Annotated in this window: 11 protein-coding genes and 1 pseudogene; 3 read left to right on the plus strand and 9 right to left on the minus strand. The window is 70.3% G+C overall.

Annotation, left to right across the window (positions count from 1 at the left end; all coding sequences use genetic code 11):
• Window positions 1–184: 184 nt before the first annotated feature.
• Together J4H91_RS05605 and dusB are read right to left on the minus strand one after the other, a co-directional pair.
• Window positions 185–1,444 carry a deoxyguanosinetriphosphate triphosphohydrolase gene (locus tag J4H91_RS05605; protein WP_341783452.1) on the minus strand — a complete coding sequence of 420 codons (1,260 nt, stop codon included), beginning with the start codon at window positions 1,442–1,444 and terminating at the stop codon, window positions 185–187.
• Window positions 1,437–2,633, minus strand: coding sequence for a tRNA dihydrouridine synthase DusB (gene dusB, locus J4H91_RS05610; protein WP_208045269.1), 1,197 nt, complete (start codon window positions 2,631–2,633; stop codon window positions 1,437–1,439). The genes J4H91_RS05605 and dusB overlap by 8 nt, the downstream gene beginning before the upstream one ends.
• Window positions 2,634–2,855: 222 nt before the next feature.
• On the opposite strand from dusB, the gene J4H91_RS05615 reads away from it, so the two are divergent.
• On the plus strand, window positions 2,856–4,568 hold the full coding sequence (locus tag J4H91_RS05615; RefSeq protein WP_208045270.1) for an HNH endonuclease signature motif containing protein: 1,713 nt from the start codon (window positions 2,856–2,858) through the stop codon (window positions 4,566–4,568).
• Window positions 4,569–4,655: 87 nt separating this feature from the next.
• Here J4H91_RS05615 and J4H91_RS05620 read toward each other — a convergent pair whose 3' ends face one another.
• Both J4H91_RS05620 and recO read right to left on the minus strand, forming a co-directional pair.
• The gene (locus J4H91_RS05620; protein ID WP_208045271.1) at window positions 4,656–5,444 is read right to left on the minus strand and encodes an isoprenyl transferase; all 789 of its coding nucleotides are present in this window, start codon (window positions 5,442–5,444) and stop codon (window positions 4,656–4,658) included.
• A 73-nt stretch (window positions 5,445–5,517) separates the two neighbouring features.
• Window positions 5,518–6,240 (minus strand): DNA repair protein RecO, encoded by a 723-nt coding sequence (gene recO / locus J4H91_RS05625; protein WP_208045272.1) that lies wholly within the window; start codon window positions 6,238–6,240, stop codon window positions 5,518–5,520.
• A gap of 73 nt (window positions 6,241–6,313) precedes the next feature.
• On the opposite strand from recO, the gene J4H91_RS05630 reads away from it, so the two are divergent.
• Window positions 6,314–7,087, plus strand: coding sequence for a TRIC cation channel family protein (locus tag J4H91_RS05630; protein WP_208045273.1), 774 nt, complete (start codon window positions 6,314–6,316; stop codon window positions 7,085–7,087).
• A 30-nt stretch (window positions 7,088–7,117) separates the two neighbouring features.
• Here the strand turns inward: J4H91_RS05630 and ruvC are convergent, their stop codons facing one another.
• The 5 genes from ruvC to J4H91_RS15490 all read right to left on the minus strand — a co-directional run bounded on the left by ruvC (window position 7,118) and on the right by J4H91_RS15490 (window position 11,550).
• Window positions 7,118–7,726: a crossover junction endodeoxyribonuclease RuvC gene (gene ruvC / locus J4H91_RS05635; protein WP_208045295.1), complete on the minus strand. Its 609-nt coding sequence runs from the start codon at window positions 7,724–7,726 to the stop codon at window positions 7,118–7,120.
• A gap of 129 nt (window positions 7,727–7,855) precedes the next feature.
• Complete coding sequence (locus tag J4H91_RS05640; protein ID WP_208045274.1) at window positions 7,856–8,620, minus strand: YebC/PmpR family DNA-binding transcriptional regulator; 765 nt, start codon at window positions 8,618–8,620, stop codon at window positions 7,856–7,858.
• Between the two features lie 51 nt (window positions 8,621–8,671).
• Entirely contained in the window at window positions 8,672–9,184 is a 513-nt protein-coding gene (locus J4H91_RS05645) for an HIT family protein (protein ID WP_243752684.1), read from the minus strand.
• Window positions 9,185–9,258: 74 nt separating this feature from the next.
• Window positions 9,259–11,181 (minus strand): threonine--tRNA ligase, encoded by a 1,923-nt coding sequence (gene thrS / locus J4H91_RS05650; protein WP_243752685.1) that lies wholly within the window; start codon window positions 11,179–11,181, stop codon window positions 9,259–9,261.
• Between the two features lie 126 nt (window positions 11,182–11,307).
• Window positions 11,308–11,550: a DUF4282 domain-containing protein gene (locus tag J4H91_RS15490; protein ID WP_208045277.1), complete on the minus strand. Its 243-nt coding sequence runs from the start codon at window positions 11,548–11,550 to the stop codon at window positions 11,308–11,310.
• A 194-nt stretch (window positions 11,551–11,744) separates the two neighbouring features.
• Between J4H91_RS15490 and J4H91_RS15495 the strand changes: the two are divergent.
• Window positions 11,745–11,855 (plus strand): annotated as a pseudogene (locus J4H91_RS15495) (leucine zipper domain-containing protein); the annotation flags it as partial.

Genomic DNA, 11,855 nt, shown 5'->3' on the forward strand with positions numbered 1-11,855 from the left:
CTCTACCCGCATCGGCGGTGCACCCGTCCGCCGGTCGAACGAGCGAAGCGGCCCCGCCGATTGAGCGAGCCCACCCGCCGATTGATCGAGCGAAGCGAGTCGAAATCCAGGGCGCGTTTTCCCCTAGACCAGCCGGCGCAGTGGCGCCGCTACCTCCGGTCGGAAAACGCTGACGCGTTTTCCCCTAGACCAGAGGTACATCGCACAGACGGCGGTACCAGGCGATCGCCGACTGGTCGGTGAGCGAGGCGACCTGGTCGAGCACGGCACGTCGGGCGGCGGCCTCCGAGGCGGCGGAGCGGAAGTCGGCCGCATAGGCAGGTTCGAGCTCCGACGGCCCCGTCTCCCACAGCGTGTGCAGCAGTTCGATGAGCAGTCCGCGCTGCCTGCGGTAGGTGGGTTGGCGCCGCCCGCTCTGCATCACGAAGGCGGCGACGATCCCTTTGAGCACCGCGATCTCCGCCTGGATCTCGCGCGGCACCACGATGTCGGCGCCGTAGCGCGCGAGCGGCCGCCCGTCCGCTTCCTCGAGCGTCGCGGCGATCGCCGCGCGCGCGAATCGGCCGATCATCTCGCTCGTGAAGTTCTTGAGCTTGGCCTGGTCGCGGCGGGATCCGTCCCAGCGCGTCAGCCAGGTCTCGCTCGCCGACATGCGGTCGTAGGCGGCACTGAGGTCGTCGGGGGTGAAGCGCCCGTCGGCCCACTCGGCGACCGAACCGATCAGCACGGCGTGACCGGAGCGCGAGGTCAGCAGCTCGGGGTCGATGTGCTCGGAGACGATCGCGTCCTCGAAGTCGTGCACCGAGTAGGCGATGTCGTCGGAGAGGTCCATGACCTGCGCCTCGACGCACTTCCTCCGCGCGGGAGCGCCCTGCCTGAGCCACTCGAACACGGGCGCGTCGTCGGCGAAGTAGCCGAACTTGGTGCCGCCCGACGCGCCGCCAGCCTGCGCCTCCTCGAGCGCCCACGGATACTTGCAGCTCGCGTCGAGGGTCGCGCGAGTGAGGTTGAGCCCGACGCTCTCCCCGGACGGTCCGAAGTGCTTCGGCTCGAGGCGGGTGAGGATGCGCAGCGTCTGCGCGTTGCCCTCGAAGCCGCCGATGCCCGCCGCCCACTCGTCGAGCGCCTTCTCGCCGTTGTGCCCGAACGGCGGGTGGCCGAGGTCGTGCGCGAGGCACGCGGTGTCGACGACGTCCTGCGACAGGCCGAGCGAGGCGGCGAGCTCACGGCCGATCTGCGCGACCTCGAGCGAATGCGTGAGCCTGTTCCGCGCGAAGTCGACGCCGGCCGTGGGGCTCAGCACCTGCGTCTTCGCCGCGAGGCGCCGCCAACCGCTCGAGTGCAGCACGCGCGCCCGATCCCTCGCGAAATCACTGCGCGGCCCGCGATGGTGCTCGGGGACGAAGCGCTCCGCGTCGCGCGGCCCGTACCCCGGCTCAGCCACCGTCGGAGCCACCGTCGACCCGCTCGCCCTCGGCGACCGCGGCACGGTCGGCGCTGTCGCTCGTGCGGCTGTTCAGCCAACCGTCGGGCAGCACCACGCGCTTCGGACTGCCCGCCCGGCCGCGCTGGCCCTCGGCGCCCTCGCCGGGGTAGGGCATCGAGGCGTCCATGGTGGCGAAGATCTCGTCCATCTGCGCGAGCGATTCGACGGCAGCGAGGGATCGCCGGGTGTCGCCGCCGACCCCGTAGCCCTTGAAGTACCAGGCGACGTGCTTGCGGATGTCGCGGCAGGCGCGATCCTCCTCGCCGTCGAAGAAGTCCACGAGCAGTTCGGTGTGCCTGCGCATGGCGTCCATGACGAAGCCGAGCGGCGGCTTCGCGATGGCGGCCGCAGCCTCCTCGCGCGAGATCTCGCCGGCCTCCGCGCGGAATGCTGCGGCGAGGTCGCCGAACAGCCACGGCCGGCCGAGGCAGCCGCGGCCGACGACGACGCCGTCGCAGCCCGTCTCGCGCACCATGCGGATCGCGTCGTCCGCCGACCAGATGTCGCCGTTGCCGAGCACGGGCACGCTCGTGATCGCCTCCTTCAGCTCGGCGATGGCGTTCCAGTCGGCGTGCCCCGAGTAGAACTCGTTGGCCGTGCGCCCGTGCAGCGCGATCGCCGCGACGCCCGCCTGCTCCGCGGCCTTCGCCGCGTCGAGGAAGGTGAGGTGATCGGGGTCGATGCCCTTGCGCATCTTCACCGTGAGCGGGATCTCCCCCGCCGCTTCGACCGCGCCCTCGACGATGGCGCGGAAGAGGTCGCTCTTCCATGGCAGGGCCGAGCCGCCGCCGCGGCGCGTCACCTTGGGCACGGGACAGCCGAAGTTGAGGTCGATGTGATCGGCGAGATCCTGATCGACCAGGAAGCGCACGGCCTCGGAGACGGTCTTCGGATCGACGCCGTAGAGCTGGATCGAGCGCGGCGTCTCGCTCTCGTGGTGCTTGATGAGACGCAGCGAGGCCGGGGTGCGCTCGACGAGGGCGCGGCTCGTGATCATCTCGCTCACGTAGAGGCCCGCGCCGTACTCGCGGCAGAGCCTGCGGAAGGCCGTGTTGGTGATGCCCGCCATCGGTGCGAGCACCACGGGAACGTCGAGCTCGATCGGCCCGATGCGCAGCCGGGGCGAGGTGAGGGTCTGGGAAGTCATATCGCGCCCATTCTCTCAGATCTTCTTGCGAGCGAGGCCGAGGCATCTGCGAGGGATCGGCCCGACAGCCCGCAATGCCGGTAGCGGATGGCGGCCGTGAACGCCGTTTGTGAGTGCCGATCCGGCGCATGCTGCGTGCCGGCGACCGCGGTGAATACGGGTGGTGAACGCCGATTTCGGCCGCCGAGCGTGAATGTCGGTGGTCCGTGGTGAACTGTTTCCATGATCCCCTTCGAGCACGACGCCCCGACCGGCACGACCGGCGCGACCGGCGCGACCGGTGCGACCGGGCACCCCTACGGCGAGGTGCTCGGTGCGCTCGAGATGCTCGAGCGCACCCGCCGGGGTCTCGACGCCGATCGACTGCTCCTGATCGGTGCGGCGCTGGATCAGGTGCTCGAGTCTTCGGGAGCCTCCGGCGGGAGGAGCACCGGTGCACGCGGCACGCGCGGGGTGCACGGGCTGAACGGGGCGCGCGAGCTCGCCTACCGATCGCTCCGCGCCGAGCTCGCGACGGCTCTGGGTGAGAGCGAGTACCGGGTCGAGCAGCAGATGAATCTCGCGGCCCAGCTGAGCCGCTGCTATCCGACCGTGTTCGCGGCGCTGGATCGGGGCGAGATCTCAATCGAGCACTCGCGCGTCATCGCCGAGGCGGGAACCGCGATCGGAGGAGGCGACGGCACCGAGAGCGGGCGCCGTCGCGACGGGTACGCGCGGCAGGCGCTCGCGGTCGCGGTGCGCGAGACGCCGAACCGCCTCCGCCCCGAGGCGCGCCGCCTCGCGGAGGCGTGGGCCGAGAACGACACCGCCGAACGGCACCGCGAAGCGCGCGAGCGGCGACGGGTGACGGTCGCGGATCACCCGGACGGCATGGCCGATCTGATCGCCCACCTTCCTGCGATCGAGGCCCACGCGATCTACGACCGGCTCACCCGCGTCGCGCGGGCGTGCGAGCGGGGCGAGCGCCTCGTCCCCGAAACGTGCTGCGACTCGACGAGAGACGGCGACGGGGCAGGGATCGACAACGGCGGCGGGATCGATAGTACCGACGCCGGGATCGACAGTACCGACGCCGGGATCGACAGCACCGACGCCGGGATCGACGGTGGCGCCCGAGGCCGCAGTCGCGATCAGCTGCGGGCCGACGTGCTCGCCGACATGCTGCTCGCCTCCGACGAGCACCGGCTCTTCGCGGGCGACACATCCGAGGCGATCAAAGCTCGGGTGCAGCTCATCGTTCCAGTCACCGCGGTGCCCGGCGCGACCGGGGTTTCCGGCACGACCGGGGTCACCATCACGACCGCAGTTACCGGCACGACCGCGCCGACCGCGCCGGAGCCCGTGTGCGAGCTCTCGGGATACGGGCCGATCGACTCCGGGACGGCTCGCGGGATCGCCGCCGCGGCCTCCGCCTGGAGCCGGGCCGGCGTCGACGCCTCCACGGGCGTCGTGATCGGGGTCGATCGATATCGGCCGAGCGAGCAGCTGCGCCGCTTGCTCGGTGCGCGGGATCGACGGTGCCGCTTCCCGGGCTGCCGGGTCCCCGCGGGCCGCTGCGACCTCGACCACACGGTGGACGCCGCACGGGGCGGGCCGACGTCCTCCGAGAACCTCGCCCACCTCTGCCGCGGACACCACACGCTCAAGCACCACTCCGAGTGGCGGGTGGAGCAGGAACCGGCCGGGGTCATGCGCTGGACGAGCCCGGCCGGGCGCGAACACGTCGACCGTCCGCCCGGGGCGTCAATACCCCGGTTCACGCTGCCGCTCGAGCCCCCGTCCCCCGAACCGCCGTCGCCCAAGGCGGCGGCTCCTCCCGGGGCGCCACCGGTGCGGCTCGGTTCCGCACGCGAGCGCCCCGCGCGTTCACCGGTGCTGCGACGCGTCCGCTCGGTTCGATTCGAACCCGCGGACGAGCCCGAACTCGTGTTCTGAGGCGAGGGCGGTGGGGTGCCTCCGGGGTGAGGGATCCATCGCAGCCAGCATCGCTCGAGAGGCGCGGGCGGAACGGGCGGTCGCGCCTCAGCCCGCGGCGCCCGGAACGTCGACGGCTCCTCCGAAGCGCCGATCCCTCGCGTGGTAGATCTGGATCGCCCGCCACAGCTCCTCCCGGCTGAAGTCGGGCCACAGGGTGTCGAGGAACACCATCTCGGCGTAGGCCGACTGCCAGAGCATGAAGTTGCTCGTGCGCTGCTCCCCCGAGCTGCGCAGGAAGAGGTCGACGTCGGGCAGCTCGGGCACGTAGAGGTGGCGCTCGATCGTGCGCTCGGTGATGCCGCGCGAGCTGAGCCGACCGGCCTCCACCTCGGCCGCCACGGCGCGCACCGCGTCCGTCAGCTCGTTGCGACCGCCGTAGTTGACGCACATGGTGAGCGTGAGACCGGTGTTCGAAGCCGTCGCGCGCTCCGAGGCCTTCAGCTCGCTGATCACCGAACCCCACAACTTCGGCCGTCTGCCCGCCCAGCGCATGCGCACGTTCCATGCGTCGAGCTGCGCTCGGCGGCGGCGCAGCACATCGCGGTTGAAGCCCATGAGGAAGCGCACCTCGTCGGGCGAGCGGCGCCAGTTCTCGGTCGAGAAGGCGTAGACGCTCAAGTGCTGCACCCCCGCCTGGATCGCGCCTGCGACGACGTCGAGCAGCACCTGCTCGCCCATGCGGTGCCCCTCGACGCGCGGCAGGCCCCTGCGGTTGGCCCAGCGCCCGTTGCCGTCCATGACGATGGCGACGTGCTTCGGAGCGGGACCCGAGAACTCGGGCGGCTGAGCTCCCGTCCAGTCGACGGGCACGAGGGATGCGGGGGCTGGCTGCATGGCAGAAAGTCTATTGCGGTCGGCGCGCGGGCTTGCGGTCGGCGCGGCGCGGCGGTTCTCACCGCGCTCGCGCTCAGCGCGCGGGGGTGCCGAACGAGCGCAGACCCCGCTCGAGATGGAACTGGGTGTAGGCGGCCGCGATCCCCGCCGCCTGGCCGCGCTCCCGTTCACCGCTCGAGAGGGCCGCGTCCCAGTCGCCCCGCACGAGTGCGGCGAGCAGCTCGACGGAGGCGGGGTCGAGGCGCGGCGATCCCGGCGGGCGGCAGCTTTCGCAGGTCACCCCGCCGAGCTGCACGGCCACGGCGGTGTGCGGGCCGGGTGCTCCGCAGACCACGCAGCTCTCGAAGCCCGGCGACCAGCCCGCGAGCCCCATCGCGCGCAGCAGATAACCGTCCCGTACGAGCTCGGGAGGGATCCGCCCCGCCGCCAGCGTGCGCAGCGCTCCGACGAGCAGCGCGTACTGCTCCCGCGACGGCGCGCCCTCGGCGAGACGCTCGGCGGTCTCGGCCATGACGCTGCCCGCCCGATACCGCTCGTAGTCGGCCGTGATGCGCGGCCCGTAGGGCGCAAGGGTCTCGGCCTGCGTGATGGTGTCGAGCGTGCGCCCCTCGAACAGCTGCAGGTCGGCGACCATGAACGGCTCGAGCCGTGCGCCGAACTTCGAGGAGGTGCGGCGCACGCCCTTCGCCGCAGCGCGCAGCAGACCGCGACCGCGCGTGAGCAGCGTCACGATGCGGTCGGCCTCGCCGAGCTTCTGCGTGCGCAGCACGACGCCTTCTTCGCGGTAGAGGGGCACGCCTCCAGTATCCCGCACGGACGGTCCCGCACGAACGCACCTCGACCCCCTCGGCGTGCGCGAGAATGGTCTGGTGTTCGACGAGACCTTCCGCATCCCGCTCGCCATCGACCTCACCGCGGTGGGGGTCGGCAGCCTGCAGGGTGCGCTGTTCGCCGCGGGCTTCAAGCGGATCGACCTGCTCGGGGTCGCCTTCATCGGCGTCGCCGTGGGCGTCGGCGGGGGTTTCCTGCGCGACATCCTGCTCGGCACCACTCCGGCCGCGTTCTCCGACAACCTCTACCTCATCGTGACGGTGGGCGCCGCCCTCCTGGGCATGCTGCTGCCCAGGCTGTTCAGGCGCCTCGACCCGCTCATCACACTGCTCGACGCGATCAGCATCGGCATGTTCGGTGCCATCGGCACGACGAAGGCGCTCGCGCTGGGGCTGCCGGTTGCGCCGGCGCTCTTCATCGGCGTGGTGTCGGCGGTCGGAGGCGGCGCGCTGCGCGACGTGATGCTCAACCTGCCGATCGCGGTGATGCACGTCGGCTCCCTCTACGCGGTCGCGGGCCTCGCAGGCGTCTCCGTGCTGACGGTGCTGCTCGCCTTCGAGGTGCCCGTCGTGTTCGCCGGCATCGCCTGCGTCGCGGTCACGACGATCGTACGGCTGCTCGCGGTGCGCTTCGGCTGGAGCCTTCCCGAGCAGCGCGCCATCAGCCGCATCCGTCTGCGCCGCCAGCGCCAGGTCGAGCAGGCGATCGAGGAGGCCCTCCACACCGGCACCATCACGATGCCGATCGTGCTGCCCGATCTCGACGACCTCGACGACGAGGCGGACGGCGAGGGATCCCCCACCGCCCGCTGATCTCGGTCGCAGTGTGCCGGACGGCGAGACTCAGGAGCGCGCGCCTCGCCGCCTGCCGAGCTTCGATTCCGCCTCGCGCCAGGCGCGCTGGGCCGGCGTCTCCCCCGCGGGCGCCTGCGAGCGGCTGTCGAACCGCTCCATCCGGCTCGCGGCCCCGCCGCGGCCGAGGTGCCAGGCGTGCGTGATCGCGAGTGCGAGCGCGTCTGCGGCGTCGGCCGGCTTCGGCGGAGCCGCCAGGCCGAGCAGGCGAGTCACCATGGCGGTGACCTGCGCCTTGTCGGCCGCGCCGTAGCCGGTGACCTGAGCCTTCACCTCGTTCGGCGTGTAGAGCGAGACAGGGATCCCTCGCTCCTCGGCCAGGTACATGACCACGCCGCTGATCTGGGCCACGCCCATCACGCTCGCGACGTTGTCCTGCGCGAACACGCGCTCGAGCGCGATCCCCGCGGGCTTCTCTCCGTCGAGCAGGCGCTCGATGCTCGCGCCGATACGGTGGATGCGCTCGGGCAGCGGGGTGTCCGCGGCGCTCGTCAGCACCTCGACGTGCTCGAAGGAGACGCGGCGGGAGGCTCCCGCCGTGACGATGCCGATACCGCAGCGGGTCAGGCCGGGGTCGATGCCGATGATGCGTGACACTATCGAACCTTGAACGAGCCGAGGCCGGGGGCGGCCCCGGCGCACGCGGCGCGCAACGCTTCGCGTCGCATTGAGCGCCGAAGCGCGGGGTCGATGCCGATGATGCGCACGGGTTCGCCCCGGCCTCGCCCGCTACTCGTCGTTCTCGAGCTCGGCCTGCACCTCGGCGGTGAGATCGAAGTTCGAGAACACGTTCTGCACATCGTCGCTGTCCTCCAGGGCGTCGATGAGCCGGAACACCTTGCGGGCGGTGTCGGCGTCGATCTCCACCTTGAGGTTCGGCACGAACTCGGTGTCGGCCGAATCGTAGTCGATGCCGGCCTCGACCAGCGCCGAGCGCGCCGCGACGAGGTCGGACGCCTCGGTCAGCACCTCGAACGCCTCGCCATTGGGAGTGGGCACGACCTCCTCCGCGCCGGCATCGAGCACGGCCATGAGCACGTCGTCCTCGGTGGTGCCCTCGGCCGGCACGGTGATGACGCCCTTGCGCGCGAAGTTGTAGGCGACGCTGCCTGGGTCGGCGAGGGTGCCGCCGTTGCGGCTGAGCGCCGTGCGCACCTCCGCGGCCGCGCGGTTCTTGTTGTCGGTGAGGCACTCGATCATGAGCGCGACGCCGTTCGGGCCGTAGCCCTCGTACATGATGTTGGTGTACTCGACGGCTTCGCCCGAGATGCCGGCGCCGCGCTTGATGGCGCGATCGATGTTGTCACCGGGCACCGAGTTCTTCTTGGCCTTGTGCACGGCGTCGGCGAGTGCGGGGTTGCCATCGAGGTCGGCGCCGCCGATGCGAGCGGCGACCTCGATCACCTTGATGTACTTCGCGAAGGCCTTCGCGCGGCGGGAATCGATGATGGCCTTCTTGTGCTTCGTGGTCGCCCACTTGGAGTGTCCGGACACGGGAGCTCCTCTTTCTCGGATTGTCTGTGAAGTCGAGTTCGATGGATGAGTCTAGAGCGACGCGACGCGCGGTCCGGGGTCCACGGGCCAGGCGGCCGCGATCCTCTCGCGCACGTCGCCGAGCAGCTGCGGCAGCGCCTTCGTCTTCGCGACGATCGGGAAGAAGTTCGCGTCGGACGCCCACCGCGGCACGATGTGCTGGTGCAGGTGCGCGGCGACGCCCGCGCCCGCGATCTGCCCCTGGTTCATGCCGAGGTTGAAGCCGTCGCAGCCCATCACATCCCGCGCCACCCGCATGGCGGTCTGGGTGAGGGATCCGATCTCGGCGACCTCCTCGGGTGTGGCCTCGTCGTACTGCGCCACGTGACGGTACGGGCATACCAGCATGTGACCGTTGTTGTAGGGGAAGAGGTTGAGCAGCACGTAGGCCGTGCGGCCGCGCGCTACGATGAGGGCGTCCTCGTCGCTCCGCTGGGGGGCCGCGCAGAACGGGCAGTCGTGGCGGGTCGGCTGGTGATGGTCGGCGACGTAGACCATGCGGTGCGGCACCCAGAGACGCTGCATGTCATCCGGCTCGCCGACCGCGGCCGTGCTGCCGAGATCCTCGGTTCGAGTCACTGCGCTGCTCCGTCGCCTCGTCACTCGGCCCAGGCGGAGGAGACCTGCTCGTGGCTCTCGATCGACCGCACGATGCGGTCGACGGCCTCGGCCACGGGCACGCCGTTGAGCTGCGTGCCGTCGCGGAAGCGGAAGCTCACGGCACCGGCCGCGCGGTCCTCCTCGCCCGCGATCAGCTGGAAGGGCACCTTCGCCTTCGTGTGCGTGCGGATCTTCTTCGGCATGCGGTCGTCGCCGTGGTCGACCTCGGCGCGCACCCCGCGGGCCCGCAGCTGCGCGATGACGCCGTCGAGGTAGTCGCCGTACTCGGCCGCGACGGGGATGCCGATGACCTGCACGGGCGACAGCCACACGGGGAACGCGCCCGCGTAGTGCTCGAGCAGGATCGCGAAGAAGCGCTCGACCGAGCCGAGCAGGGCGCGGTGGATCATCACCGGCTGCTTGCGGGTGCCGTCCGCAGCGGCGTATTCGAGTTCGAAGAGCGCGGGCTGGTTGAAGTCGAGCTGCACGGTGGAGAGCTGCCAGGTGCGTCCGATCGCGTCGCGCGCCTGCACCGAGATCTTCGGACCGTAGAACGCGGCCCCTCCCGGATCGGCGACGAGCTCGAGGCCCGACTCCTCGCCGACCTCGCGCAGCGTCTCCTCGGCGTCGCGCCACTGCTCGTCGGTGCCCACCGACTTCTCGGGATCCCTGGTCGAGAGCTCCAGGTAGAAGTCGTCGAGTCCGTAGCCCCTGAGCGTCTCGAAGACGAGATTGAGCTGACGCTTGATCTCGTCCTTCACCTGTTCGTCGGTGACGTAGATGTGCGCGTCGTCCTGGGTGAGGCCGCGCACGCGGGTGAGGCCCGAGAGCGTGCCGCTCTTCTCGTATCGGTAGACCGTGCCGAACTCGGCCATGCGCAGCGGCAACTCGCGGTAGCTGCGGGCGCGCGAGCGGAAGATGAGGTTGTGGAACGGGCAGTTCATGGGCTTCAGGTAGTAGTCCTGGCCCTGCTTGGTGACATTGCCCTCGCCGTCGGTCACCTCGTCGAGATGCATGGCGGGGAACATTCCGTCCTTGTACCAGTTGAGGTGCTGGCTGGTCTCGAACAGGGATCCCTTGGTGATGTGCGGGCTGTTCACGAACTCGTAGCCGTTGCGCAGCAGTTGCTCGCGCATGTAGTTCTCGATCTCGTGGCGGATGATGCCGCCCTTGGGGTGGAACACCGCGAGGCCCGAGCCGATCTCGTCGGGGAAGCTGAAGAGGTCGAGCTCGACGCCCAGCTTGCGATGGTCGCGCTTCGCCGCCTCCTCGAGGCGGGCCTGGTAGGCGCGCAGCTCGTCCTTCGTCGGCCAGGCGGTGCCGTAGACGCGCTGCAGCATGGGGTTCTTCTCGCTGCCTCGCCAGTAGGCGCCGGCGCTGCGCAGCAGTGCCCAGCCGTTCCCGATCATGCGGGTGCTCGGCAGGTGCGGGCCGCGGCACAGATCCTTCCAGCACAGATCGCCGGTCTTCGGGTCGACGTTGTCGTAGATGGTGAGCTCGGCGCCGCCGACCTCGACGCTTTCGCCGGAATCGCCCTGATCCGACCCGCCCTTGAGCCCGATGAGCTCGAGCTTGTAGGGCTCGTTCGCGAGCTCCTCGCGCGCCTCCTCCTCGGTGACGACGCGGCGCACGAAGCGCTGGCCCTGCTTCACGATCCTCTGCATCTCCTTCTCGATGGCCTTGAGGTCGTCGGGGGTGAAGGGCTGCTCGGGGTCGAAGTCGTAGTAGAAGCCGTCGGTGATGGGCGGACCGATGCCGAGCTTCGCCTCCGGGTTGATCCGCTGCACCGCCTGGGCGAGCACGTGGGCCGCAGAGTGTCGGAGGATGTTCAGGCCGTCCTCGGAGTCGATCGCGACCGGCTCGACCGTGTCGGTATCCGTCACCGTCGCGGCGAGATCCTTGAGCTCGCCGTTGACGCGCATCGCGACGATCGAGCGATCGGTGAACAGGGAGAAGCCGTCGGCCACAGGTGAGCTCCTTCGGACGGGAAGTACAGACCAGACGATTCTACCGGGCCGCAGTCGGGGCCATTGCTCTAGGCCCGTGCTCTAGACCCGCTGGGCCAGTCTTGTGGTGTTCTGGGCGGTGCGCACCTGCGCGATCACGAACTCGATCGTCACGCGCAGCACGATGACGTTGAGCAGCGCGAGGATCCAGCCGAAGAGCAGCGTCAGCACGCCCATGACGATCATGCCGCCGCCCGAGCCGCTGGAGCCGAATGCCGAACCGATCGCATTCCCCGCTGCGCCGACGATGAAGAAGAAGACCGTCCAACCGAGCCAGGCGAGCACGTTGAGCCCGATGCCACCGAGAAGACAGGCGCTCCGTGAGAGCGCCGCACAGTTGCGCGGGAACGCGCTACGCGGCCGCCCGGGGCTAGATGTACCCGGTCAGGAGGTTGGTAGCAGCGACGGGCTTGTGAAACAGGAGAACCTCCGGGCTTAGTGGAGATGTCTAACGTCTTCACCCATTCCCGGAGGTTCTCGTGACCCACCGTAACGCCCGTCTGACTCCTGCTGGTAGGCGATTGATCATTCAACGTCATCAGCAGGGCTGGAAACAATCCCATATCGCTGCCGCGATGGGTATCTCGCGC

It is taken from the genome of Leucobacter ruminantium (assembly GCF_017565705.1).
Lineage (GTDB): Bacteria > Actinomycetota > Actinomycetes > Actinomycetales > Microbacteriaceae > Leucobacter > Leucobacter ruminantium.